The organism is Planotetraspora thailandica, assembly GCF_016863335.1.
Lineage (GTDB): Bacteria > Actinomycetota > Actinomycetes > Streptosporangiales > Streptosporangiaceae > Planotetraspora > Planotetraspora thailandica.
The window spans coordinates 69,128-92,740 of the sequence record NZ_BOOR01000004.1 but is presented as its reverse complement, the minus strand read 5'-3'; the positions used below and the strand labels follow the sequence as shown (position 1 = coordinate 92,740).

23 protein-coding genes and 1 riboswitch are annotated in these 23,613 nt (G+C 69.5%); of the genes, 14 read left to right on the top strand and 9 right to left on the bottom strand.

The window, feature by feature from the left end; genetic code table 11:
- Positions 1-29 precede the first annotated feature (29 nt).
- Positions 30-704 (bottom strand): TetR/AcrR family transcriptional regulator, encoded by a 675-nt coding sequence (locus Pth03_RS01315; protein WP_203942202.1) that lies wholly within the window; start codon positions 702-704, stop codon positions 30-32.
- 99 nt (positions 705-803) lie between these two features.
- On the opposite strand from Pth03_RS01315, the gene Pth03_RS01310 reads away from it, so the two are divergent.
- A complete protein-coding gene (locus Pth03_RS01310; RefSeq protein ID WP_203942201.1) occupies positions 804-1,853 on the top strand; it encodes an aldo/keto reductase in 1,050 nt (349 codons plus the stop codon).
- A 35-nt stretch (positions 1,854-1,888) separates the two neighbouring features.
- On the opposite strand, the gene Pth03_RS01305 is transcribed toward Pth03_RS01310, so the two are convergent.
- Positions 1,889-2,563: a TetR/AcrR family transcriptional regulator gene (locus Pth03_RS01305; protein WP_203942200.1), complete on the bottom strand. Its 675-nt coding sequence runs from the start codon at positions 2,561-2,563 to the stop codon at positions 1,889-1,891.
- A gap of 73 nt (positions 2,564-2,636) precedes the next feature.
- On the opposite strand from Pth03_RS01305, the gene Pth03_RS01300 reads away from it, so the two are divergent.
- The 3 genes from Pth03_RS01300 to Pth03_RS01290 all read left to right on the top strand — a co-directional run bounded on the left by Pth03_RS01300 (position 2,637) and on the right by Pth03_RS01290 (position 5,676).
- Complete coding sequence (locus tag Pth03_RS01300) at positions 2,637-3,470, top strand: SDR family NAD(P)-dependent oxidoreductase (RefSeq protein WP_203942199.1); 834 nt, start codon at positions 2,637-2,639, stop codon at positions 3,468-3,470.
- Between the two features lie 393 nt (positions 3,471-3,863).
- Complete coding sequence (locus Pth03_RS42400) at positions 3,864-4,307, top strand: ribosomal protein L7/L12 (RefSeq protein WP_373318473.1); 444 nt, start codon at positions 3,864-3,866, stop codon at positions 4,305-4,307.
- Positions 4,308-4,638: 331 nt separating this feature from the next.
- Positions 4,639-5,676 carry a tyrosine-type recombinase/integrase gene (locus Pth03_RS01290; RefSeq protein ID WP_203942198.1) on the top strand — a complete coding sequence of 346 codons (1,038 nt, stop codon included), beginning with the start codon at positions 4,639-4,641 and terminating at the stop codon, positions 5,674-5,676.
- A gap of 238 nt (positions 5,677-5,914) precedes the next feature.
- Here Pth03_RS01290 and Pth03_RS01285 read toward each other — a convergent pair whose 3' ends face one another.
- Positions 5,915-6,451 (bottom strand): carbonic anhydrase, encoded by a 537-nt coding sequence (locus Pth03_RS01285; protein WP_203942197.1) that lies wholly within the window; start codon positions 6,449-6,451, stop codon positions 5,915-5,917.
- Positions 6,452-6,646: 195 nt separating this feature from the next.
- On the opposite strand from Pth03_RS01285, the gene Pth03_RS01280 reads away from it, so the two are divergent.
- The 3 genes from Pth03_RS01280 to Pth03_RS01270 all read left to right on the top strand — a co-directional run bounded on the left by Pth03_RS01280 (position 6,647) and on the right by Pth03_RS01270 (position 9,037).
- Complete coding sequence (locus Pth03_RS01280) at positions 6,647-7,303, top strand: TetR/AcrR family transcriptional regulator (RefSeq protein WP_203942196.1); 657 nt, start codon at positions 6,647-6,649, stop codon at positions 7,301-7,303.
- A 90-nt stretch (positions 7,304-7,393) separates the two neighbouring features.
- Entirely contained in the window at positions 7,394-8,152 is a 759-nt protein-coding gene (locus Pth03_RS01275; protein WP_203942195.1) for a MerR family transcriptional regulator, read from the top strand.
- 78 nt (positions 8,153-8,230) lie between these two features.
- The gene (locus Pth03_RS01270; protein WP_203942194.1) at positions 8,231-9,037 is read left to right on the top strand and encodes an HAD family hydrolase; all 807 of its coding nucleotides are present in this window, start codon (positions 8,231-8,233) and stop codon (positions 9,035-9,037) included.
- Here Pth03_RS01270 and Pth03_RS01265 read toward each other — a convergent pair.
- Both Pth03_RS01265 and purB read right to left on the bottom strand, forming a co-directional pair.
- A complete protein-coding gene (locus Pth03_RS01265) occupies positions 8,974-9,711 on the bottom strand; it encodes a GNAT family N-acetyltransferase (RefSeq protein ID WP_203942193.1) in 738 nt (245 codons plus the stop codon). The two genes, Pth03_RS01270 and Pth03_RS01265, sit on opposite strands and share 64 nt — an antisense overlap.
- Positions 9,708-11,135 (bottom strand): adenylosuccinate lyase, encoded by a 1,428-nt coding sequence (gene purB / locus Pth03_RS01260; RefSeq protein ID WP_203942192.1) that lies wholly within the window; start codon positions 11,133-11,135, stop codon positions 9,708-9,710. Before purB ends, Pth03_RS01265 begins: the two co-directional genes overlap by 4 nt.
- A gap of 82 nt (positions 11,136-11,217) precedes the next feature.
- A riboswitch (cobalamin riboswitch) is annotated at positions 11,218-11,415 on the top strand.
- Positions 11,416-11,479: 64 nt separating this feature from the next.
- Between purB and bluB the strand changes: the two genes are divergently transcribed.
- The gene (gene bluB / locus Pth03_RS01255) at positions 11,480-12,139 is read left to right on the top strand and encodes a 5,6-dimethylbenzimidazole synthase (protein WP_203942191.1); all 660 of its coding nucleotides are present in this window, start codon (positions 11,480-11,482) and stop codon (positions 12,137-12,139) included.
- Between the two features lie 90 nt (positions 12,140-12,229).
- Here the strand turns inward: bluB and Pth03_RS01250 are convergent, their stop codons facing one another.
- Positions 12,230-15,439 (bottom strand): efflux RND transporter permease subunit, encoded by a 3,210-nt coding sequence (locus Pth03_RS01250; protein ID WP_203942190.1) that lies wholly within the window; start codon positions 15,437-15,439, stop codon positions 12,230-12,232.
- Between the two features lie 130 nt (positions 15,440-15,569).
- Between Pth03_RS01250 and Pth03_RS01245 the strand changes: the two genes are divergently transcribed.
- Both Pth03_RS01245 and Pth03_RS01240 read left to right on the top strand, forming a co-directional pair.
- Positions 15,570-16,160, top strand: coding sequence for a MarR family winged helix-turn-helix transcriptional regulator (locus Pth03_RS01245; protein ID WP_203942189.1), 591 nt, complete (start codon positions 15,570-15,572; stop codon positions 16,158-16,160).
- A 136-nt stretch (positions 16,161-16,296) separates the two neighbouring features.
- On the top strand, positions 16,297-17,070 hold the full coding sequence (locus Pth03_RS01240) for an SDR family NAD(P)-dependent oxidoreductase (protein ID WP_203942188.1): 774 nt from the start codon (positions 16,297-16,299) through the stop codon (positions 17,068-17,070).
- 109 nt (positions 17,071-17,179) lie between these two features.
- On the opposite strand, the gene Pth03_RS01235 is transcribed toward Pth03_RS01240, so the two are convergent.
- Positions 17,180-17,659, bottom strand: coding sequence for a pyridoxamine 5'-phosphate oxidase family protein (locus tag Pth03_RS01235; protein WP_203942187.1), 480 nt, complete (start codon positions 17,657-17,659; stop codon positions 17,180-17,182).
- 206 nt (positions 17,660-17,865) lie between these two features.
- Between Pth03_RS01235 and Pth03_RS01230 the strand changes: the two genes are divergently transcribed.
- Positions 17,866-18,741 carry a phytanoyl-CoA dioxygenase family protein gene (locus Pth03_RS01230; protein ID WP_203942186.1) on the top strand — a complete coding sequence of 292 codons (876 nt, stop codon included), beginning with the start codon at positions 17,866-17,868 and terminating at the stop codon, positions 18,739-18,741.
- 191 nt (positions 18,742-18,932) lie between these two features.
- The gene (locus Pth03_RS01225) at positions 18,933-19,901 is read left to right on the top strand and encodes an aldo/keto reductase (RefSeq protein ID WP_203942185.1); all 969 of its coding nucleotides are present in this window, start codon (positions 18,933-18,935) and stop codon (positions 19,899-19,901) included.
- A gap of 46 nt (positions 19,902-19,947) precedes the next feature.
- On the opposite strand, the gene Pth03_RS01220 is transcribed toward Pth03_RS01225, so the two are convergent.
- Entirely contained in the window at positions 19,948-20,799 is an 852-nt protein-coding gene (locus Pth03_RS01220; protein WP_203942184.1) for an alpha/beta fold hydrolase, read from the bottom strand.
- A gap of 66 nt (positions 20,800-20,865) precedes the next feature.
- Between Pth03_RS01220 and Pth03_RS01215 the strand changes: the two genes are divergently transcribed.
- The gene (locus tag Pth03_RS01215) at positions 20,866-21,690 is read left to right on the top strand and encodes a TetR/AcrR family transcriptional regulator (protein WP_203942183.1); all 825 of its coding nucleotides are present in this window, start codon (positions 20,866-20,868) and stop codon (positions 21,688-21,690) included.
- A 68-nt stretch (positions 21,691-21,758) separates the two neighbouring features.
- Here the strand turns inward: Pth03_RS01215 and Pth03_RS01210 are convergent, their stop codons facing one another.
- Complete coding sequence (locus tag Pth03_RS01210) at positions 21,759-22,739, bottom strand: helix-turn-helix transcriptional regulator (RefSeq protein WP_203942182.1); 981 nt, start codon at positions 22,737-22,739, stop codon at positions 21,759-21,761.
- A gap of 71 nt (positions 22,740-22,810) precedes the next feature.
- Between Pth03_RS01210 and Pth03_RS01205 the strand changes: the two genes are divergently transcribed.
- On the top strand, positions 22,811-23,572 hold the full coding sequence (locus Pth03_RS01205; protein WP_275413004.1) for a DeoR/GlpR family DNA-binding transcription regulator: 762 nt from the start codon (positions 22,811-22,813) through the stop codon (positions 23,570-23,572).
- The last annotated feature ends 41 nt before the right edge of the window (positions 23,573-23,613 follow it).

Genomic DNA, 23,613 nt, shown 5'->3' with positions numbered 1-23,613 from the left:
ACGCCGGGCGGTTCCCAGGAAGACGAGCGTCACCCGTCCGCTTGCTGAGAATCCTCCGTGCGCGCCTGGCCGGTCATCCCCTCCGGGGCCGCATGCCGGACGTACGCTCCCGCGCGCGCCGCGGCGGCGGCCGCCTCGGCGGCGCGGTCGGCGGCGGCCTGGTCGAGGGGATCGCCGCTGGCGAGTAGGCGGTAGTAGAGGGGAGCGGACACGGCCCGGATCACCTCGTGCGGGTCGGTTCCAGCAGGCACCTCGCCTCGCCCGACGGCCTGGCGCACGCACGGCGCCCATTCCTCGATCCGAGTTCGGTAGAAGTGGTGCAGGGCGTCGGCCGTCCGGGTGTCGCAGGTCGCGGCCGCGATCAGCGCCTTGAACAGCTCTCCCTGGCGAGGGTCGGTCAGCGTGCGATGCACGAGCCGGGCGTTGGCCTTCAGATCGCCGAGCAGGGAGCCCGTCTCCGTTCGCGGCAGCGACTGCTCGGCCATGTCTTTCAGCAGGTCGGCCACCAGGCCGGTCACCGTTCCCCAGCGGCGGTAGACCGTCGTCTTGCCCACGTCCGCGCGCCGCGCGACGTCGGCGAGGTCCAGGTGGGCGAAGCCCTGTTCGGCCAGGGCGTCCCCGGCCGCGCGCAGAACCGCCTCCCGTACCCGCGCGGTGCGCCCTCCGGGCCGCGTGGTCCCAGGCTCCGCACTCTCAACGGCCATAACGGGACTCCAGTTTCATTTAGCGGCTTGCTCTGTTACACTGCGGACCATCTTAACGGGACTGCGGAACCGTTAGTGTCACACAGGAGAGGGTTCGCGATGGAATTCCGACGATTGGGCGTATCCGGGCTCAAGGTCCCCGTGCTGAGCTTCGGCGCCGGCACCTTTGCCGGCCGCGGAGACCTCTTCGGCAACTGGGGGAACACGGATGGCCGCGAGGCGCGCCGCCTCGTGGACATCTGCCTGGACGCCGGCGTCACCATGTTCGATACGGCCGACGTCTACTCGAACGGCGCGTCCGAGGAGGTGCTGGGCGAGGCGATCAGGGGACGGCGCGACCAGGTGATCGTGTCCACCAAGACCGGCCTGCCGATGGGGGAGGGCCCTGATGACGCGGGCGCTTCACGCTCTCGCCTCGTCAGGACGTGCGAGGCCGCCCTCCGCCGGCTGGGCACCGACTACATCGACCTGTTCCAGCTGCACGCCTTCGACGCCGGAACGCCGGTCGAGGAGGTCGTGTCCGCGCTCGACGATCTGGTGCGGGCGGGCAAGGTGCGTTACGTCGGCGCCTCCAACTTCTCCGGCTGGGAGCTGATGAAGTCGCTCGCGATCGCGGATGAGCGCGGCCGCCCCCGTTACATCTCCCATCAGGTCTACTACTCCCTGGTCGGCCGGGACTACGAGTGGGAGCTGATGCCGCTCGGCCTCGACCAAGGCGTCGGCGCGGTTGTCTGGAGCCCCCTCGGGTGGGGGAGGCTCACCGGCAAGGTGCGCCGCGGCAGCGCGCTCCCGGCTCAGAGCCGGCTGCACCGGACCGCCGACTACGGCCCACCGATTGAGGACGAGCACCTCTACCAGGTCGTCGACGCGCTCGATGAGATCGCGGAGGAGACGGGCAAGGCCGTTCCCCAGATCGCGATCAACTGGCTGCTCCAGCGGCCCACGGTGTCGTCCGTCATCATCGGGGCCAGGAACGAGGAGCAGCTCCGCCAGAATCTGGGGTCCGTCGGCTGGAGGCTCACACCCAGCCAGATGGCCAAGCTCGACACGGCAAGCGTCAGGACGGCGCCTTACCCGTACTTCCCGTATCGCCGGCAGGAAGGATTCGCCCGCCTCAATCGGCCGGTGACCGACCACGCGGTCGCGTGATCCGCCTTCCCTCGTGAACGAAGCGTCCTGAGAGCTCAGGAGTCGGGCTGGGGTTCGACCGGGGCGAGCGCTGTCATCGCGGCGTCGAGGCATGCCGCGAAGGCCTGTCTTCCACTGTCGGCCAGCCAGGAGTGCTGCGCGGCGAGAAGGCAGGAGAACGCGGCGCCGACGACGGCACGCGGCCGTGGGTCGGCGGGCGCCACCGGAGCGCCTCGCGCGGCGGCTCGGTCGCGAAGAACGTGGTCACACGCGATCTGTATGCGTTCCAGCTTCTCCAAATAACTGGCGAGCAGGGCCGGCGAGGCAAAAACAATGCGTTGCATGGACTCGGCCATGTCTTGCTTGTCTGGGTCGTCAACGTACGGCACGAGTACGTCGAGCCCCAGCCGCAGTGACCGCCAGACCGCCTCGTCCAGGGGGCGGTCGCGCAGGATGGCAACGATGGTCTCACCGATGAATGCGAACTTGCCGACGATGATGTCTTCCTTGCTGGAGAAGTAGCGGAAGACGCTGCGTCGCGACAGCCCGGCGGCCTCGGCGATGTCGTCGATCGTCGTCGCCTCGTAGCCGCGGTCGACGAACAGCTGCTGCGCGGCCTCGGTGATCTCTTTCTGGATCGCCCGGCGTGCGCGCTCACGGAGACCGGGCTGGGAATCGACCATAACGCCGCAATGGTAATGCACGATGCCGATGTTGGCATTCAGTGCCAACTCTGGCGTATGGTGTCACGCGCGCTTGCCGCATCCGACAGGCGGCGCTTCCCCGAAAGGCCACCCATCCACCATGTCCCGGACCATCGTCATCACCGGCTCCAGCGACGGCATCGGCGCCGCTGGAGCTCGCCAGCTCCACATGGACGGCAACCGCGTCGTCATCGTCGGCCGTTCGCCCGAGAAGACCGCCGCCGTGGCCGCCGAGCTCGGCGCCGACCACTTCATCGCCGACTTCACCCGCCTCGACGACGTCCGCAAACTGGCCGAGGACCTCGACTCGGCCTGCCCGCACATCGACGTACTCGTCAACAACGCCGGGGGAGTGTTCGGCGACCGCGACAAGACCGTCGACGGATTCGAGAAGACTCTGCAGATCAATCATCTGGCGCCGTTTCTGCTGACCAACCTGCTCATGGAGAAGCTCCTGGCCTGCAAGGCGTCCGTCATCCAGACCTCGAGCTCAGGCGCCCGGCTGTTCGGGCAACTCGACATCGACGACCTGGACCACGATGCCCGCTACACGCCGCACAAGGCCTACGGCACCGCCAAGCTGGAGAACATCCTGTTCACCAAGGAGTTGCACACCCGCTTCCACTCCCACGGCCTTTCCGCGGCGGCGTTCCACCCCGGCGCGGTCGCGACCAGCTTCGCGTCCGGCAGCACCAGTTTCATGCGTGCCGTCTACACCAGCCGGGCCGGCCGGCTTTTCATGGCCAGCCCGGAGAAGGGCGCCCGCCAGATGGTCTGGCTCGCCGAGGGAACCCCCGGCAGGGACTGGCAGTCCGGTGTCTACTACGAGGGCGGCAAGCCGGCCCGCCGCAACAACCCCCAAGCCGACGACGCCGACCTCGCGCGCCGGCTCTGGGACCGGACCGCGGAGCTGGTCGTCAAGCGAGCGGCCTGACAGTGCTAACTTGACATAATGTCCCTTATCAAGCATTCCACTATGACCCCCTGGCCATGATCACAATCACGATCACAGGCCACCCACCCCCTTTGGCGTGATCATGCAGAAGTTCGCCGGAGGATGCCCCGAGCTGGCCGTACGCGTTTCGTGATCATGCAGAAGTTCGGCGAAACCCGCGCCGAGCTGGTCACATGTACATCGTGATCATGCACGGCCGGACGACGGCAGGGCTTCGCGATGTGCATGATCACGAAACGCATTCATGCAGGCAGACAGGGTTACATCCGAACTACTGCATGATCACGATACGAGTTTCCGCAGGTCACACGGCATGTCGCCGAACTTCTGCATGATCACGCCCAGGGGGGTTAACGAATGTACGATCACGGCATGTTCGCCCTCGGCTGGCCAGAGATGATGATTTTTCTTCTCATCGCCCTTCTCGTTGTGATCCTGCTCGTAGTTCTGGTCGCCGCCGCCCGGACCGGTGCCCGGCCCGACACCTCGCTCGGCTGGCGTTCGCCCGGCCTGGCCCCGGCCATCTCCGCGGACTTGCAGAAACGGGTACGCGAGCTCCAGGCGGCGGGCAAGAAGATCGAAGCGATCAAAATCATCCGGGCGGAGACCGGAATCGGCCTCAAGGAGGCCAAAGCCGTCGCCGACTCACTGGCCGCCGGCCGCCCCGTCCCGGAGGCCACCCCCTCCCGGCTCGACCTCGCCTCCCGCGTCCGCGAACTCAAGGCGGCCGGCCGTACGGAACAGGCGATCTTCCTCGTGCGCGGCGAAACCGGAATGGGACAAGAAGAGGCAGAAGCCTTCATCAATGCCTTATAGATACCGATACCGGACAGAAGGTGAATTCTGTCCGGTATCGGTACGAGAAGTCGGGAAGCCCGTAGACACGGCATGAGACTTCTGAGCGCCCTCGGAATCGGAGCCGTATCCGGCGCCGCCACCTCGCTGATCAACGGCGTGTCCTCCCCCTACGCCCCCGAACGGTGCCCGCCGGCGCGGTCGTCCAATCGTCACGCGTTTCGTCTTCACGGAACGACGCCGGACGGCGCAGGATTCGTCCGGTCGGTGATCGGTGACGCCCACGGCGGGATGTGCGCGACCGGGGTGAGCGAGGCTCCGGATGTCGGTGGGCGGCGATACGGTTTCGATCATGCTGCCCCCTCAGGTGAACCGGTTGTCCGTGGAGGAGGCCGCCGACCGTTACGTGGATCTGGTCCGGGCCAAGACCGTGACGGGGGGCCTGTCCCCCGCCACCGCCGAGGTCTACGCCCGCGATGTCACCACCTTCGTACGGCTGGCGGGCCCGGGCCGGGTGCTCGACGACCTCACGGGTGAGGACGTGGACGCGGTGTTGCTGGCCTTCGCCCGCAAGCCGGACGAGCGGCGCAGGCAAGATGCCGGTTCGGGGGGCCAGGCCACGCAGAGCGCGGCATCGCAGGCGCGTTTCCGCCGGTCGGTGTCGGCGTTGTTCAAGCATGCGGCGTCGGCGGGGTGGGTGCAGCTGAACCCGATGGCGTCGTCGTCGGTGACGGCCAGAGAGCGGGGCGGGCTGCGGGCCGAGCGGCGGGCGTTGACCAAGGAGCAGGCGGAGGGGCTGATCGGGGCGGCCCGCTCCCCCGTCGCCGCACCGGCGGGCAGGAGGGATCAGCGTACGGATGTGCGTGACGCGCTGGTCGTCTTGTTGCTGGCGACGCTGGGGCCGCGGGTATCGGAGCTGGTCAGGGCCAATGTGGAGGATTTCTACACCAATGACGGGGTGCGTTATTGGCGGATCTTCGGCAAGGGCGGCAAGACGAGGGACGTGCCGCTCCCCCGTGATGTGACCGAGGTACTCGACGCCTACCTCGTCGTACGGCGGGGTGTCGCGCCGAAGGCGCAGGGCGAGAAGGCGCTGTTGTTGTCGTGGCGGGGTCGCCGGCTGGCGCGGGGCGACGTGCAGGCGGTGATCGACCGGGTGCAGGAGCGGGTGGAGGCGGGTCGCAGGCGCAGTGTGACGCCGCATGGGCTGCGGCACACGACGGCCACGCATCTGCTGGCAGACGGGACCGACATGGACGCGGTGCGGCGGGTACTGGGGCACAGCGATCTGTCGACGTTGGGGCGTTATCGCGATGAGCTGCCGGGCGAGCTGGAGGTGGCGATGCGTTCCCATCCGCTGCTGCGGGATCAGGTGGAGCGGGATGAATGATGAATCCGCGAACTGATCCACTCGCGCGTGCGGCGGGCCGTCCCAGGCCGGGTGTCGGTAAGACCGCTCCGCAGGACTCAGCCGCGGGTTCGAAGGCGGTGTTGTCACCGGGCTGGAGGCCGACAGGCTCCAAGCCGTCCTTGCCGAACTGGCCGCCTGAGCCTCGCCCACACCACTCGCCGCGGTGAGTAGGGCGGCGCGGTTCAGAAGTCGTCAGAAGTGACGTCACCCATCGATGTCAAGCGTCCGCCGACTGGGGATACCGGGCGTCGAGAATGGTGGTGACGCGTCCGGTGCCGATGTCATACACGTGGCCGGAGACACTCACTGTGGGCGAGAGCAGAGGCGACGCGAGAAGCCGCTCGACGTCGGTCCTCACGGTGGCCTGTGGGTCGGCGACCTCGGTGGCTCCCAGCGTCGCCTCGGATATGCCAGTCGCCTGCGCGGCGTCACGCCGAAAGGCAGGGTCGGCCAGAAAGCCCGTTCCGCATTGTGTGTGGTGGACGACGGCCACCTCGAAAAGCCTGCCAGTCATGCCGAACACCTTCTCGGCCAGGAAAGCGAGGTAGGCGATGTCCTCAATCACGGCGCGGGTGACGCGTCCGCCCGCGTTGCGGATGACGGGAGCGTCTCCGAGCCGAAGCCCGAGGACGATCGCGGGGTCGACTCGGTGGTCGAGGCAGGTGACGACAAGCAGCTGGGCGGTCGGCGGTGCGAGCGGCACCGGGGTGTGGTCGTGAGCGAATTGCTCGTTGCGTTCAAGCAGCAAGGTCATCCTGGTCATGGTGATGTCCGTTCGGGTGCAAGTGGTCGTCTCATCGTCATGGCCCTGCCGCGACCATGCGCTGGAAGACCCGAAACGCTCCGGGTATCGCGGCGGCCTCACGTCCGTCCGCCCTCTGCCGACTTAGTGGACACCGTCCACTTTAGCTCGGCTGGTGGACACTGTCCACATTGCTATCGTGGCCGAGTGAACACGGGCCGACCAACAGCGGAAAGACCCCCGGCAGGGCGACGGCGACCCCGGGGCGCCGTCCGCGATGGCCTGATCGCCGCAGGGTTCGAACTGGCCCGCACCGGCGGTCCCGACGCCGTGGTGCTTCGCGAAGCGACCCGGATCGTCGGCGTCGTGCCCAACACCGCTTACCGCCACTTCGCAGACCGCGACGAACTCCTCGCCGCGGTCTGCACCGCGGCCATGGCCGAGTTGGGCGACCGCATGGCCGCCGACGTCGCCCGCGTGCCCGGCGAGTACGGCGACCCCATCGCGGCCCGCCATCGTCTCGGCGCGATCGGAGCGGCCTACCTCCATTTCGCTCACGATGAACCAGGCCTGTTCGCAACCGCGTTCGCCCTGCCGCAGCAACACGCCTACAGCGCTACCGGCAACGACACCAGCGAGCCGGACCGCAGCCCTCTCGGCCAACTGCGCACCGCACTGGACGAACTGGTCGCCGCCGGCGTACTCGACCTGCGACGCCGCAACGGCATCGAATATCCCATCTGGTCCGCCGTCCATGGCATGGCGGTCCTCACCGGAAAAGGCCCGCTACGCGACGTCCCCGGCTCCGACCGCCGCAGGTTGGAAGAACTCACCCTCGCCTTCATCAGCGACTGCCTCACGTAGCGCTTTCTCGTGTACCTGCGTGCACGAGTCTTTCTTGACCCTCACGCGACGGGAGGCTCCACGCTGGGTCCTGGAAGGAGGGGTGAGCCGATGAGCTACTCGGTGGGTCAGGTCGCCGCGTTCGCCGGGGTGACCGTGCGGACGTTGCATCATTACGACGAGATCGGGCTGTTGTCGCCGAGCGAGCGGACGAGCGCGGGATACCGGCGGTACACCGAGCCTGATCTCGACCGGTTGCAGCGGGTGCTGTTCTATCGGGAGCTCGGGTTCCCCCTCGAAGAGATCGCGGCCATCGTGGACGAGCCCGGGTTGAACCCGATGACGCATCTGCGGCGCCAGCACGAGTTGCTGCTGCGGCGGATCGACAGGCTCCGGGCGATGGTGGCTGCGGTGGAGACGGCCATGGAGGCGCACACGATGGGAATCTCACTGACCCCGCAGGAGCGGTTCGAGGTGTTCGGAGACTTCGACCCCGACGAGCACGCGCAGGAGGCCGAGGAGCGGTGGGGCGGCACGGAGGCGTTCGAGCAGAGCCGCCGCCGGACGGCCTCCTACACGAAGGAGGACTGGCAGGCCATCGGCGAGGAGGCCGGTGCGGTGTTGCGTGACTTCGCTGCGGCGTTCGCGGCCGGCGTTCCCGCGAGCGGTGAGCCGGCGATGGACGTGGCCGAGCGGCATCGCCTGCACATCACCCGGTGGTTCTACGACTGCTCGCCGGAGATGCACAAGGGCCTGGGCGACATGTACGTGGCCGATCCCCGGTTCGCGGTCCACTACGAGAAGGTGGCCGAGGGGCTGGCCGTCTATGTGCGGGACGCCGTGCACGCGAACGCGGGTCGCCGGCCCTGACAGGGGTTGACGGCCCGGGTCGCGGGCTTTCATGCGCCGGAAATCTCGGCGAAACACCGGCTGGCGACCATGGCGTACGTGATCAGGGCCATTCTGTTCGACCTCGACGAGACCCTTTTCGATCATCGCCGGGCGGTCGCGTTCGCCGCGACGAGCTGGACGGAGTCGCTCTGTCCGGGGCATCCGCTGTCGATGGAGGCTCCGGCGTTGTGGCTGGATCTGGAGAACAAGCACCTCCCGGCCTGGCATGCCGGGGAGTGCTCGTTCTCCGAGCAGCGGCGGCGCAGGCTCAGGGAGTTCTGCGGCCGGATGCAGGTGCCGGTCCCCGCCGACCTCGACGCCGCGTATGCGCGGTTCCTCGTGTGGTACGAGGAGGCCTGGGCCGCATTTCCCGACGCCGGTGAGGCGATCGAGGCGTTGTCGGGGCGGGGGCTGACGCTGGGCGTGCTCACCAATGGCGTGCCCGTGCAGCAGGAGGCCAAGCTGCGCCGCATCGGGTTGATGGACCGCCTCGATCCGGTGCTGACGCCCGATTCGCTGGGCGGCTACTTCAAGCCGTGGGCCGAGTGCTACCTGCGGGCCGCGGCCAAGCTGGGGTTGCGGCCCGAGGAGATCGTGCTCGTCGGAGACAACCTCATGCTGGATGCGGTCGGCCCGGCGCGGGTCGGGATGCGCGGCGTCTGGCTGGACCGTTATTGCGCTGGGTCCGCCTCCCCTGGCGGGGTCGCGACGATCACGACGCTGTCCGAGTTGCCCGGCGTGGTGGACGCTTTCGACGCCCCGGCCGCGCGCGGGGCGCGAGCGCCGTACGGCCCGGCCCGTCAGGCGGAACCGGTGACGCCCGAGGCGGCGACCAGGCGGCGGCTGAACCCCAGGCGTGCGTAGAGGCTGAGCGCGGAGGGGTTCGCATCGTCGACCATGAGGGATGCCCGGTGGTGTTCGGCGAGCAGCGCCGCGGTGACGAACCGGCAGACCCGCTCCCCCAGCCCGCGCCCGCGTGCCTGTACGGCTGTTGCGACCCCGGCGAGCAGGCCGACGGTGGGGGCCGACCAGGCGTCGGCGGCGACGGCGAGAAGTTCGCCTGCGTCGTCGCGGATGCCGGCCCATCGGCGGACCTCCGGGATGCCGGGTACGGCGTAGGAGTCGGGGTTCGCCGTTTTGAGCAGGTCGGTGACGTCCGGGTCCTCGTCCGGGGACAACCATCCGGCTCCCGATCGAGCGCCTTCGGTCAGGCCGGTGGTCGTCATCCATGAGAAGCCGCCGGCGATCTCCAGCCCGTCGACGGCGCCGGTGACCTCGTGGAGGAGCGCGCGGTCGCCGAACGGCCGGAACGACGGCCCCACCTCCGCCAGGGCGTGCCGTACGAGCCGGGCGGCGCGGGCGGCGTCGCCGTGGACGGCGATCCGGTCGCGGCGGGAGGCCCGGGGGCTGGCCACGACCACCGCGTCGCCGTCGGCCCAGGCGCGCACGCCCGGTTTCATGCCTTGGGCGGTCCACACGATCAGGTCGTCGTCGGCGGAGGCGTCCACGACCTCCGCCGTACGGGTGAGTTCTCTCAAAGGATCGCGCCGGGGGCGTAGGCGGCGGCGCCGGGGTGGGCGGCGGCGATCCGGGCGATGTCGTCGGTGATCTGTGCGACCTGGTCGGGTGCGGCGCCGGTGAAGGAGATGCGGTCGGCCAGCAGGGCGTCGAGCTGGTCCCTGCCGAGCGGGAAGCGGGTGTCGGCGGCAAGGCGGTCGAGCAGGGCGTTGCCGGTCCCCTGGGTGCGCATGGCGAGCGCGGAGGCCACGGCGTGCTCCTTGATGATCTCGTGGGCGGTCTCGCGTCCCATCCCGGCGCGCACGGCGGCCATGAGCATCTTGGTCGTGGCGAGGAACGGCAGGTATCGGTCCAGCTCGGCCTCGATGACGGCGGGGAAGGCGCCGAACTCGTCCAGGACGGTCAGCATGGTCTCCACCAGGCCGTCGAAGGCGAAGAACGCGTCGGGCAGCGCGACTCGGCGAACCACCGAGCAGGACACGTCGCCCTCGTTCCACTGGTCGCCGGCCAGCTCGCCCGCCATCGAGGCGTAGCCGCGCAGGATCACGGCCAGGCCGTTGACCCGCTCGCAGGAGCGGGTGTTCATCTTGTGCGGCATGGCCGAGGAGCCGACCTGGCCCTCCTTGAAGCCTTCGGTGACGAGCTCGTGCCCGGCCATCAGGCGGATGGTCTTGGCCAGCGAGGACGGCGCGGCGGCCAGCTGCACGAGCGTGGTCAGCACGTCGTAGTCGAGGGAGCGGGGGTAGACCTGCCCGACGCTGGTGAACCGGCGGGAGAACCCGAGGTGGGCGGCGACGCGGTCTTCCAGCTCGGTGAGGCGTTCGGCGGAGCCGAGCAGGTCGAGCATGTCCTGGGCGGTGCCGACCGGGCCCTTGATGCCGCGCAGCGGGTACCGGTCCAGCAGGTTCTCCAGCCGCTCGTAGGCGGCGATCAGCTCGTCGGCGGCGGTCGCGAACCGCTTGCCGAGCGTGGTGGCCTGGGCGGCGACGTTGTGGGAGCGGCCCGCCATGACGGTGGAGGTGTGCTCGGCGGCCAACCGGCCGAGGCGGGCCAGCAGCGCCACGACACGCTCGCGGACCAGCAGGAGGCTGTCGCGGATCTGCAGCTGCTCGACGTTCTCGGTCAGGTCGCGGGAGGTCATGCCCTTGTGCACGTGCTCGTGGCCGGCCAGGGCGTTGAACTCCTCGATGCGGGCCTTGACGTCGTGACGGGTGACCCGCTCGCGCTCGGCGATGGAGGCCAGGTCGACGTGCTCGACAACCTTCTCGTAGTCGGCGGCCACGCCGTCCGGAACGTCGATCCCGAGGTCGGTCTGGGCCTTCAGCACGGCCAGCCAGAGCCTGCGCTCCAGCACGACCTTGTGCTCGGGGGACCACAGGCGGGCCAGCTCCGCCGAGGCGTAGCGGGCGGCCAGGACATTCGGGATTCGCGGCTTGGCACTCACGTCGGATCAGTCTATTTGCCGCGCCCGATCCCCCGTGCCGTGGACCCCCGGGGGCGAGTCTCCGCGGGCCTGTAAGGTGATCGCGGCACGACTGTTGCGAGGTGCCTCGCGTCGTCGAGGAGAATCGGGAAGCCGGTGAGAGTCCGGCACGGGCCCGCCGCGGTGACCAGGGAGCCGCCGCCCACGCGCGTGAGCGCAGCCACTGGCCGTACGGCTGGGAAGGCGGGCGGACAGGCGTAGATCTGGGAGTCCGAAGACCGGCCTCGCGTCCGTCGCCCCGGGCTGCATTGGGCTTCCCAAGCCACAAGGCCGCTTCGGGGCTTGATCGCAGCGGGAGCCTGCCCATGAACACCCAGTTCTACGACGTCATCCACCGCCGCCGCGACGTGCGCGGCCAGTTCACCGGCGCCCCCATCGCCGCCGACGCACTCACCCGGATCCTTTCCGCGGCCCACGCGGCACCCAGCGTGGGGCTGTCCCAGCCGTGGGACTTCATCGTCGTCCGTGACCGGGCGACCAGGGAGGCGTTCCACAGGCACGTCCAGCACGAGCGGGACACCTTCGCCGCCACGCTCGACGCCGGAGCCGCCGAGCGGTTCGCCGGTATCAAGATCGACGGGGTGCTGGAGTCGACGTTGTCGGTCGTGGTGACCTACGACGCCGATCGAGGCAGCCCCGCGGTGCTCGGCCGGCACGCCATCGCCGACACCGGTCTCTACTCGGTGTGCCTCGCCATTCAGAACCTGTGGCTGGCCGCCACCGCGGAGGGGCTGGGCGTCGGCTGGGTGTCGTTCTATCGGGAGCACTTCCTGCGGGAACTGCTCGGCATCCCGTCCACCGTCCGCCCCGTCGCCTGGTTGTGCCTGGGCCCGGTCACCCACCTGGAGAGGGTGCCCGACCTGGAACGGCACGGCTGGCGTCGCCGCCGGTCTCTCGACGACGCTGTTCACGAGGACCGGTGGACCCCCGGACGAGACCCCGAGGGCACACCCGCCGCGCGCTGAGCGGGCTCCCCCGATCACTGTTGTGGCAGCACCAAAGGACGCAGCCGCGGCCGAAACGGCCGCGGCTGCGTCACAGGATCGTCGGCCCGGTCACTTGGCCGGGGCCAATGCCTCCTTGTCGTACACCGTCACGTCCTCGCCGCCCTTGGGCGCCTTGGGCGTACGGCGCAGCCGCTCCTTGGTCCGCTCGACCATGGTGTAGAGGGTGGGCACCAGCACCAGGGTGAGCAGGGTCGAGGAGATCAGGCCGCCGATCACGACGATGGCCAGCGGCTGGGAGATGAACCCGCCCGAGCCGGTGACGCCCAGCGCCATCGGCGTGAGCGCGCAGATCGTCGCGATCGCCGTCATGAGGATGGGACGCAGCCGGCGCCGGCCGCCTTCGATGACGGCCTCGACGATGCCCAGCCCCTTGGCGCGGTACTGGTTGATCAGGTCGATCAGCACGATCGCGTTGGTGACCACGATGCCGATCAGCATCAGCATGCCGATCAGCGCCGGGACGCCGAGCGCGGTGTCGGTGGCCAGCAGGAGCCCGATCGCGCCGGTCGCCGCGAACGGGACGGACACGAGCAGGATCAGCGGCTGTACGAGGCTGCGGAACGTCGCCACCATGATCATGAAGACGATGGCGATCGCCAGGAGCATCGCCAGGCCGAGGCTGGAGAACGCCTCGTCCTGATCGGAGCTCGCTCCGCCGATCTCGTATTTCACCCCGGCCGGCAGGGTGAGCGTCTTCAGCTTGTCGGTGACCTTGGTGGTGATCGCGCCGAGGTCGGAGGCGTCGGCCGTCCCGGATACGGTCGCGGTCCGTTCGCCGTCCTGCCGGGTGATCTGCGTCGGCCCGTCGGTCCTGGCCACGTCGGCCACGTCGCTCAGCTTGATCAACCCGGTGGCCGTGGGGACCTTCAGGTTCTTGATCGCGTTGATGTCGTCGGGCGCGTCGCCGAGGCGCAGCACGATGTCGCTGGAGCGCTCGTCGATGTCGAGCGAGCCGACCGGGGTGCCCCGGAACGACTGAGCGACGAGCTGGCCGATGCCGGCCTCGTTGAGGCCCCTGGCGGCGGCCTTCTCCCGGTCGACGTGAACCTCGACGCGCGGAGCGCTGGCCTCGAGGTTGGACGACACGTCACGCAGGCCGCCGATCCCGGACATCGCGCCGCTGACGGCGTCGGCGGCCTTCTTCAGCTGGTCGGTGTCAGAACCCTGCAGGATCACCTGAAGCTGGTTGGAGTTGAGGCCACCGCCCCCTCCCCCGCCGACCGTGACGTCGCCCACGTCCGACAGGGTCTTGAGCCGGTCGCGCAGCTTCTGCTCCAGCGCCGGCGTGTCGACGCCGTCGGCGATCGTGATGGAGAAGGAGGCGCGGTCGGCCCCTCCCCCGACGCCCGCGATGAACTGGTTTCCGCCGCCGACGGTGACCTGGTAGGACTCGACGCCCTTGACCGACGAGACGACCGACTCCACCTTCTTGGCCGCGGCGTCGGTGGTGGCCAGGTCGGTGCCGACCGGCATGCGCTGGTTGATCTGGGTGGTGTTGTTGCCGGACGAGTCGAGGAAGTTGGTCCGCAGGTTGGGCGCCAGGCCCATCGTGCCGATGAAGACGACCACGCCGATCAGTACGGTGACCAGCCGCCGCCTGGTGGCGAACCGCAGTACCGGCAGGTAGATCCGCTGCAGCGGGCTGCGCAGCTCCTTGCGCTCGGCGTCCTCGCGGGCGGCCTCGGCCTCCTGCGGGGTCAGGGCGGGCGACTTGAGGAACCAGTACGCCAGGATCGGGATGACCGTCAGGGCGACCAGCAGCGAGGCGAGCAGCGCCACCGTCACGGTGATCGCGAACGGGCTGAACAGCTGGCCGACCAGACCGCCGACGAACGCGATGGGCAGGAAGACGGCCACCGTCGTCAGCGTGGAGGCCGTGACCGCGCCCGACACCTCGCGCACCGCGGCCACGATGGCCTGCCGCTTCGGCTCGCCGTACGTCAGATGTCGTTTGATGTTCTCCAGAACCACGATGGAGTCGTCGACGACCCGGCCGATGGCGATGGTCAGGGCGCCCAGGGTCAGCAGGTTGAGCGAGTAGTCGCCCACCCACAGGGCGATCAGGGCGATGACCACCGACAGCGGGATGGACACCGCCGTCACCAGCGTCGACCGTACCGACAGCAGGAACACCAAGATGATCAGTACGGCGAAGGCCAGGCCGAGCAGGCCCTCGGTGGTCAGGTCCTCGATCGAACGCTCCACATAGGGCGCCTGGTCGAACACCACCGTCATCTGGGAGACGTCGCCCAGGGAGTGGGTGAGCCCGGGCAGCGCGTCACGCACGTCGTGGGAGATCTGCACCGCGTTGCCGTCGGGGGTCATCGTGATGGACACGCCGAGGCTCGCCTTGCCGTTGGTGCGGGTCAGCGCGGTCGCGGGCGCGTCCTTGATGGCGATGGTGGCCACGTCGCCGAGCTTGACCGGCTGGGGCGGCCTGGGAGCCTTGACGGCGCGGGCCGCCCCACCGGGCAGCCGTCCCGCCGCGGCGCCCTGGGCGGCCTGCGGAGCCGGAGGGGCGGGCACGAGGTAGAGGTTCTTCAGGTCGTCGACGGTCTGGATGCGGTCGCCGGTCTGCACTGTGAGCGAGCGGCCGTCCTGGTTGAAGCTGCCCGCCGGGATGAGCGTGCCGTTGGCGCGCAGCAGGTCGGGGATCGCCGCCGCCGACAGACCGTGCCGAGCGAGCTTGTCCTGGTCGGGCGTGATCACGACCTGCTTCTCCGCGGCGCCGCTGACGGACACGTCGCGCACGCCGCTGATGCCCTGCAACTGGGGCACCATGACCTGCTCGAGCTTCTCGTAGGTGCCGTGCGGGTCACCGGCGTCGTCGACCGCGATGACCATCACCGGGATGTCGTCGGTGCTCCCGGCCACCACCTGCGGGTCCACACTGTCGGGCAGCTGCGGCTTGATCCGGGCGACGGCCTGCTGCATCTTGCTGACCATGTCGTCGACGTCGGTGCCGAACTCGTAGGACACCTGGATCTGCGCGGTGCCCTCCTTCGAGGTCGAGGTCACCGAGGTCACGCCGGGAAGGCCCTGGAAGCCGCTCTCGATGGGTTTGGTGACCTGCTCCTCGACGATCTCAGGCGAGGCGCCGGGATAGCTCGCCACAGCGAACGCCGCCGGGAACTCCAGCGAGGGGAAAAGCTGTTGTTTCAGCGAGGGAATCGCGAAGGCGCCTAAAGCACCGAGCACAAGCGCAATCATGATGACGAGACTGCGGTTGGCAAGGCTCAGCCTGGCCAGGGAGGTCATCTGGCAAGCTCCTTAACCGTACACATCGAAGTTGAGACGCTAAGTGTTTCGCCTAACCATAACACTTCGCATCGCACGAACATTTAGCGGGCCATTAACTTCTGGTAACCTCTCCAGGCGAGAGGTGAACGTGAGCGACTGTCGAACAGGGCGGCCCGGCGACGCAGCAGCCGACGTCGGCACGCCGAGCCCCGGTCCGGATCACACCGGCGACCAGACCCCGGCCGATGAGCGGGACGAGATCATCAGCCGCCTCGCCGAGCTGCAACGAGGACTCGGCCGGTTCTTCGCCCGCGACCGGTCGCTGCCCATCATCGCCTCCAACCTGACCATGCAGCAGCTCAAAGTCGTAATGTTCCTGGCATCCCACGGGTCCACAGCCGGCCAGGAGCTCGCCCGCCACCTCCACGTCGGCCTCGGCACCGTCACCGGCATCGTCGACCGCATCGTCGCCCAGGGCCTGGCCGCCCGCAGAGAAGACCCCAACGACCGGCGGATCCGCCGCGTCGAGCTCACCGACGCCGGCAAGAGGCTCACCGCCGAGATCATGGACGCCGGGGCCGCCGGCTACCGCCGGATCCTCCAACGGCTCGACACCGAGACGCTCCGCACCCTGGAGACCGTCATGCGGAAGATCCAGGCGGCGATGCGGGAGATGGCCGCCGAAGACGACGCCGCGCGCTGCCGCCCGCAAGAGACCTCACAACAGACGCCGCAGTAGACACCGCCGTAGACACCGCAACCGACGGCACGGACGGCAGCACGGACGACGACACACGAGGCCGCAGACACACGGCCACACGATTCAGCCGAACATCCCACCAATTCCGGCCCGGCGCCTGGTAACTTCCTGCGACATGTCGGCATATCTTGAGTCCTTGTTCGCCCTCCACGGCCGCGTCGCCCTGGTCACCGGCGGAAGCTCCGGCATCGGCCACGCCATCGCCGAGGCGCTCGGCAGGACCGGAGCCGCCGTGGTCATCGTGGCCCGCCGCGAAGAGGAACTGACCAAGGCCGTCGCCCGGCTCGAAGACCACGGCGTGCGCGCCGCCTCCATCGCCGCCGACCTCGCCGACCGCACGGCCGTCGCCCGCGTCTGCGAGCAGGCCGCCGGCTTCTTCGGCGACATCGACGTGCTCGTCAACAGCGCCGCCAACAACATCAGGCGCCCCATGGGAGAGCTCACCACCGAGGACTACGACCAGACCATCGCGCTCAACCTCACCGCCCCCTACCTGCTGGGCCAGCATTTCGGCCCCCTGATGGCCGAGCGCGGCTGGGGGCGCATCATCAACATCGGATCCCAGCAGTCGATCAGCGCCTTCGGCGACAGCGGCGTCTACGGCGCCTCCAAAGCGGGCATCTGCGGCCTGACCCGGTCGCAGGCAGAGGCCTGGTCGGCCTCCGGCGTCACCAGCAACACGATCATCCCCGGCTTCGTGCTCACTCCCCTGACCGCGTCCACCCAGGCCATCCCCGGACGCGTGGACGCGATGGCGGCGCGCCACATGATCGGCCGCAACGGCGAGCCCGCCGACTTCGCCTCCGCCACGGTCTTCCTCGCCGGGGACGCCTCAGCGTTCGTCACCGGGCAGGAGATCCGCGTCGACGGCGGCATGAGCGTGCACTGATCGCGCGATGCCCGCACTGCCCAAGAGCACCCGGCACCCGGCCCGGACGGCCCCCGCCCGTACAGGGACCTAGGGGCCACAGGCCTGAGGCCGCCCGCAACGAGCGAGGCTACGTGCGCTTCACCACGCGATGCCCGCCGTCCTCGTGCCACATCTCGACCACGAGATGTTTGCCCTCCTCGTCGACCTTCGTCAGCACGACCTCGGTGACGTCGATCCGGAAAAGGTGGAACTCCTGCCCCGGCGGACCCCCGAAGTTCCGCACGACCTCCGGATCGGTGACCTCGACCGCCCGGCCCGCCAGCTTCGCGTCGCCCATCCACGCCCCGGGATTCGACTCGTCCGGGTCGTCCGACTGCGCCTGGATCGCCACCCGCGGGTCGCGCAGCAGGTCGAGCGCCTTCACCGCCCGGGGCATCGAGCCCAGCCAGACCTCGCCGGCCTTGAACTCCACCTCGGTGCCGCTGATCCGCGGCGAACCGTCCTTGCGGACGGTCGCCATCGCCTTGTGCTTGCGCACCCCCATGACCGCCAGCACGCGGGCGGCCAACTCGGGGATCTCCTGCTCTATCTCCTGCCACGAAGCCATGACGCCATGGTGACCGACGCCACCGACAATTCCGCCGCGGCCCACTCCGGCCAGGTCAGGAGGCCCAGGCCGGCATCTCCGGAGAACTTCACGCGTCCGGCGAGCATCACACCTGATACGCGAACGCAAATGGGGCCATCGGGAAACAACAGGGTGACCCACTCGTCGCAACGACGACCTCTCCACATTCACGATTGGAACCGGCCATGACTCACGTCTCCATGCTCAACGCCTGGGCCCCCATGTCCGAAGCTGAGCGGGAGCAGTTCAACAGGGACGGCTACCTGCTCATCCCCGGCGTCCTGAGCCCGCAGGAGGTGGACTTCTACCGCGGCGCGATCGACCGGGCGTACACGAGCTCACCTGAGGGCGCGGCAGGCGTCGCCCTGCACCAGTTGAGCGCCGTGACCCACTGCCCCGAACTGGCCGGACTCCTGGACCACCCTGTCGCCTTCTCCTACATCTGGTCCCTGCTCGGCTGGAACGTGCACGTCTACCACTCGCACTTCGACGTGCACCCCCGGCTGAGGACCGAACGGCCCTTCCGCTGGGAATGGCACCAGGACGGCGGCCGCCAGAACAGGGAGATCGAAACCGACCCGCGGCCCAGGATGTCGGCCAAGCTGGCCTTCTGGCTGTCGGACGTGTCCCAGCCCGGCCGCGGCAACCTGACCGTCATCCCGGGAAGCCACACCACCAACTGGCTGCCCGGCCCGCCCAAGCGCACGATGACCTTCCCCCAGCCCGCGGACGCCGTCGAGCTCACCGTCAACCCCGGCGACGTGCTGCTGTTCGACCGCCGCCTGTGGCACGCGCGCTCGGACAACTACTCCGACTTCACGCGCAAGGTCGTCTTCATCGGCTACACCTACCGGTGGATCACCATCCGCGACGAGGTCGCCGCCCTGCCCGAGCAGGACTGGTTCGCCCACCTGACCCCCGTGCAGCGCCAACTCCTCGGGCACGCGGGCGACGGCTCCGGCGACCACACCTGGGGCCACCACCCCGAGACGACCCCCCTGTACGGCGCGCTCTCCGAGCGTGGCCTGCTCGACTCTTCCCGGCCCTACCTGATCCCCTGAAATGGGCGGCGTCTCCCCCGGGACGGCCCCGGACCACTACGATCCGGGGCCGCTTGACTTGGAGTGCACTCCAAGGAGAAGACTGGACATGTCGATCACCCCGCACCCCGCGTCCCGCGCCGCGAAACCGGCGGACAAGCGGCGATGCGTGACCTTTTCGATCGGCGCCACGACACCACGATGGGGGAGCAATGAAGCAGCGCGCGCTCGGCCAAGATCTGCGCACGTCCGCGCTCGGCCTGGGCTGCATGGGAATGAGCGACTTCTACGGCCCCGCCGACGACGCCCAGTCCACCGCCACGATCCACCGCGCCCTCGACCTCGGCATCACCTTCCTCGACACGTCCGACGCGTACGGGCCGTTCACCAACGAACGGCTCGTCGGCAAGGCCGTCGCCGGCCGCCGCGACGAGGTCGTGATCGCCACCAAGTTCGGCATCGAGCGACTGCCCGACGGCACCCGGCTCGGATCCAACGGCCGCCCCGACTACCTGCGCAAGGCCTGCGACGCCTCGCTCGAACGGCTCGGCGTCGACCACATCGACCTCTACTACCAGCACCGCGTCGATCCCGACGTCCCGATCGAGGAGACCTGGGGAGCGCTCAAGGAGCTGGTCGAGGCCGGCAAGGTGCTCCACCTGGGCGTCTCGGAGGCCGCGCCCGCGACCGTACGGCGGGCCCACGCCGTCCACCCGATCAGCGCGGGACAGTACGAGTACTCGCTGTTCACCCGCGACATCGAAAGCGAGCTCCTGCGGACGTTGCGGGAGCTCGGCATCGGCCTGGTCCCCTACAGCCCGCTCGGCCGCGGTTTCCTGACCGGCGCGGCGGGCGACCTCACCGCCGGCGACGTCCGCCACACCCACCCGCGCTGGCAGGGGGAGAACTTCGCCGCCAACCAGGCGCTCGCCGGCAAGATCGGCGAGATCGCCGCGGGCATCGGCGCCACCCCTGCCCAGGTGGCGCTCGCCTGGGTGCTCGCCCAGGGAGACGACGTCGTGCCGATCCCCGGGACGCGACGCGTCGACCGCCTGGAGGAGAACGCCGCCGCCCTGGAGGTCACACTCGGCGCAGCGGAATTCGCCGCGCTCGAGTCGCTGGCCGCGCAGGTCTCCGGCGGACGCTACAACGCCCAGCAGATGGGCACCGTCAACATCTGATCCCGGCCGGCGGGGTGGCCGACGAGAGGCCACCCCGCCCACCCGGTCACCGGCCCCCCAGCACCGCGTCCAGCCACGGCCGCAGCACGGGAAGCACGTTGGCGGGCTGCATCGCCAGGGTGTGGTCGAGCCCGTCCAGCACCCGCACCTCCCAGCCCAGCGACTCCAGCTCGGCGCGGCCGCTCGTGACCGAGCCCGCCATGCTGACGTCCACGCCTCCCCAGCGCTCGCCGTAGGAGATCTCGTCGGCGGAGCCGACGAAGCACAGCCGCGGGCAGGTGATCCGCCCCTGGACGGCGCGGTCGTCGAAGCCCTGCAGCGCCTCGTACAGGGTGACGAACTGCCGGGTCTGCGGCTCGGTCAGCGTCACCTCCACCGTCGACCAGTCGACCTCCTCTCCCGCCGCCCGCGTGGTCTCGCCGCCCCCGCTCCCGGACGCCGCCAGCTCGTAGGTCGCCTTCGTGACGGCCAGCATCTGGGCGTAGGGCCCGCCGACGGGCGGGAACCCGCCCATGACCAGGGCGGACAGCCGGTCGGTGCGGATCGCCAGTTGCAGCCCGCTCAGAGCCAGCCACGAATACCCGTAGTAGGCGAAACGTTCGGCGCCGACGGCGTCGGCGACGGCCAGCAGGTCGTGAACCACGTTCTCCGGGGTCAGCGTGCCGGGCTTGGGAACGGCGAAGACGTGGGCCTCGTAGGGGAACGCGACCACCTGATACGCGTCGCGCAGGCCCTCGATGAGGGATCGGCCGAGCGCCGGATCCATCCCCCATCGGCGCAGCTCGTCGGCTTTCGTGCCTTCGGCGGGCCGGGAGTCGACCGGGAGCAGCACGGTGGGGCCCGTACCGTCGATCTCGAGGTCGATCGTGCTTCCGTCGTGTAGTTTCGCTGACACCATGCAGATCTCCGTACACTGTAAGGCAATTGGGTCCGGACAATAGCTTATGCCGTAAGGAGATGACCGGTGAACGTCTTCGCGGGACAAGGTGACGCTGCACGCGTGATGACCCTGCTGTGGGCCTCACCCGAGCACGACGGCGAACACCCCGCCCCAGGACCGAAGGCGGCAGCCAGACCCGGGCCCAAACAGGGGTTGAGCGTGGACGTGATCGTGCGCACGGCCATCCAGATCGCCGACGAGGGCGGCATCACCGCCCTGTCCATGCGATCGGTCGGCGAACGGCTCGGCCGCTCCTCCATGGCCCTGTACACCTACATCCCCGGCAAGGGCGAACTGCTCGACCTCATGTACGACACGGCCCACGCCGAGCTCGACTCCGGCCACGACCCGGCCGGCGGATGGCGGGCGGCGATCACCTCATGGGCTTACCGGCTGCGCGCCTTCTACCTGCGCCACCCCTGGGTGTTGCAGGTCTCCTACGCCCGCCCGGTGCTCGGCCCCCATGAACAGGCCGTCCTGGAGACGGTGCTGCGTCTGCTCGACGAGGCCAGACTGCCCGCCCCCACCCTGCGCAGCGTGGTCAGCGCGTTGTTCCACTTCATACGCGGCACCGCCCAGACCGCCGCCGAGTCGCGTCAGGCCGCGGAAGCCACCGGCACGACCGACCAGGAGTGGTGGTCCGGCCGCGCCGCGCTGCTGGCCGCCGTCGCCCCCGACTTCGCCGAACGGTTCCCCCACTCCGTACGGCTCAGCCGCTCCGGGCAGAGCGGCGACACGTCCCCCGAGCGCTTCGAAATGGAGGCGGACGACGCCTTCGCCGAGGGGTTGGACCTGCTCCTCGACGGTGTGGAGGCGGCCCGGGCGAGAGCCGCGGTCTCGGACAGGTGAGGGTTTGTTTGCTGTGATCGGCGATTACGTCGCAACAAGCCCCCGCCTGTACAAAGTAAATCAGGACGTCAGCATTCCGGAGGAGTCCCGTACATGCCCGACAGCTCGGCGACGGCCTCGGCCATGAGCGCCCGCAACTCGGGCGGCCCCATCACCTCCACCGACGCCCCCAGCCGCAGGAGCTGCCACCTGCCATGGGTGACCGACTCGATCGGCAGGCGGATGGTCGTCCACCCGTCCGCGCCGGCCACCCCGTCGGCCAGCGCCTTGTCGGTCACGTCGGCGCCCATGGTGTAGCGCAGCAGGTCCTCGATTCCCGGCGAGACCCGTACGACGGCTTCGGCCTTGTACATGCGCGCGGCGAAGCCGGCGGCGAACGTCTGCCAGAACGCGGCCAGGTCGAAGCCGGGGTCGCGTTCGAACCTCTCCTCCAGCACCTCGGCCTCGATGATGCGGCCCACCCGGTAGGTCCTGACGGAGCCGTCGCACGCCGCCGCCAGATACCACGAGCCCCCCTTCAGGATGAGTCCGTACGGGTGCACGATCCGATCCACCTCCGCCGGACCCCACCGGCGGTAGCGCAGCCGTACGACGCGTTCGTCCCACACCGCCGCGGCCACGTCCATGAGGAACGGCGCCTCGTCACTCCCCCGGTACCACCCGGGCACGTCGAGGTGGAACCGTTCACGCATGCGGGCCGCCTGCGAGCGCGAGTCGGGGGGAAGCGCGGCGAGCACCTTCAGCTCGGCGGCCGCCGCCAGGTCGGCGCGGCCCAGCTCGGCGGCGGGCCCGGGCAGCCCGGCGAGGAACAGCGCGGACGCCTCCTCGGCGGTGAGCCCGTTCAGCCGGGTGCGGTAGCCGTCCAGCAGCCGGTATCCGCCCAGCGGCCCCCGGTCGGCGTACACCGGCACGCCGGCCGCCGACAACGCCTCCACGTCGCGATAGACGGTGCGGACCGACACCTCGAGCTCGGCGGCCAGCTCGGGTGCCGTCATCCTGCCGCGGGTCTGCAGGAGCAGGAGGAGGGATAACAACCGGCTCGCGCGCATGCGAACCAGTCTGCCACCTTTACATTGTAGATTTATTTGCTATCGCACATCTGCCGTGTTCAAATGAACGCGTGGAAAGTGCCGACAGAATCCGCGCCATCATGAACGAGCTCAGGTCGTCCGACAGCGTCTCGGTGACCGAGCTCGCCTCCCTGCACGGCGTCTCGGAGATGACCATCCGCCGCGACCTCGACGAACTCGCCCAGCAAGGCGTCGTGCGGCGCGTGCGCGGCGGGGCCATCAGCCTGCTGCTGCGCGGCGAGGAACCGCCTTTCGGCGTTCGCGAGCGTGAAGCGGTCGAGGCCAAGCAGCGCATCGGCGCCGAGGTGGCAAGCCTGCTCGCCGACGGCGAGGCCGTCCTGCTCGACGGCGGCACGACCGCCCTGGAAGTCGCCCGGGCGGTGCGCGACCGCCGCCTGACCGTGCTCCCGCTGGCCCTTCAGGCGGCGCAGGAACTGGCGGGCGCCCCCAGGATCCGCCTCGTCCTACCTGGAGGCGAGGTGCGGCAAGGGGAGATGAACTTCGTCGGCCCGCTCACCGAGACCTCCATCAGGGCGCTGCGTTTCGACACCGCCGTCATCGGCTGCTGCGGCCTTTCCGCCGAGCACGGCCTGACCGCCCACGACCTGCCGGAGGTCGCCATCAAGCAGGCGGCCATCGCCTCCGCCCGGAGGGTCGTGGTGGCCTGCGACTCCGGCAAGTTCACCCGCACCGCCTTCGGCGCGGTCTGCGCGCTCGACCGCCTCGACATGGTCGTCACCGACGACGGCATCCCCCGCGACCAGTTCGACGCCCTGACCGCCGCAGGTGTGACCGTCCGCACCACCCGCTGACCCCTCCGCGCGATCATGCAGAACCTCGCCCGCCCCCCTTG

Coding starts and splice junctions, on each gene's coding strand:
- Pth03_RS01310 (WP_203942201.1), top strand. CDS start 804: ATGGAATTCCGACGATTGGGCGTATCCGGGCTCAAGGTCCCCGTGCTG.
- Pth03_RS01300 (WP_203942199.1), top strand. CDS start 2,637: ATGTCCCGGACCATCGTCATCACCGGCTCCAGCGACGGCATCGGCGCC.
- Pth03_RS01225 (WP_203942185.1), top strand. CDS start 18,933: ATGAAGCAGCGCGCGCTCGGCCAAGATCTGCGCACGTCCGCGCTCGGC.
- bluB (WP_203942191.1), top strand. CDS start 11,480: ATGAACACCCAGTTCTACGACGTCATCCACCGCCGCCGCGACGTGCGC.
- Pth03_RS01235 (WP_203942187.1), bottom strand. CDS start 17,659: ATGGCTTCGTGGCAGGAGATAGAGCAGGAGATCCCCGAGTTGGCCGCC.
- Pth03_RS01230 (WP_203942186.1), top strand. CDS start 17,866: ATGACTCACGTCTCCATGCTCAACGCCTGGGCCCCCATGTCCGAAGCT.
- Pth03_RS01240 (WP_203942188.1), top strand. CDS start 16,297: ATGTCGGCATATCTTGAGTCCTTGTTCGCCCTCCACGGCCGCGTCGCC.
- Pth03_RS01285 (WP_203942197.1), bottom strand. CDS start 6,451: ATGACCTTGCTGCTTGAACGCAACGAGCAATTCGCTCACGACCACACC.
- Pth03_RS01290 (WP_203942198.1), top strand. CDS start 4,639: ATGCTGCCCCCTCAGGTGAACCGGTTGTCCGTGGAGGAGGCCGCCGAC.
- Pth03_RS01250 (WP_203942190.1), bottom strand. CDS start 15,439: ATGACCTCCCTGGCCAGGCTGAGCCTTGCCAACCGCAGTCTCGTCATC.
- Pth03_RS01275 (WP_203942195.1), top strand. CDS start 7,394: ATGAGCTACTCGGTGGGTCAGGTCGCCGCGTTCGCCGGGGTGACCGTG.
- Pth03_RS42400 (WP_373318473.1), top strand. CDS start 3,864: ATGTTCGCCCTCGGCTGGCCAGAGATGATGATTTTTCTTCTCATCGCC.
- Pth03_RS01315 (WP_203942202.1), bottom strand. CDS start 704: ATGGCCGTTGAGAGTGCGGAGCCTGGGACCACGCGGCCCGGAGGGCGC.
- Pth03_RS01220 (WP_203942184.1), bottom strand. CDS start 20,799: ATGGTGTCAGCGAAACTACACGACGGAAGCACGATCGACCTCGAGATC.
- Pth03_RS01210 (WP_203942182.1), bottom strand. CDS start 22,739: ATGCGCGCGAGCCGGTTGTTATCCCTCCTCCTGCTCCTGCAGACCCGC.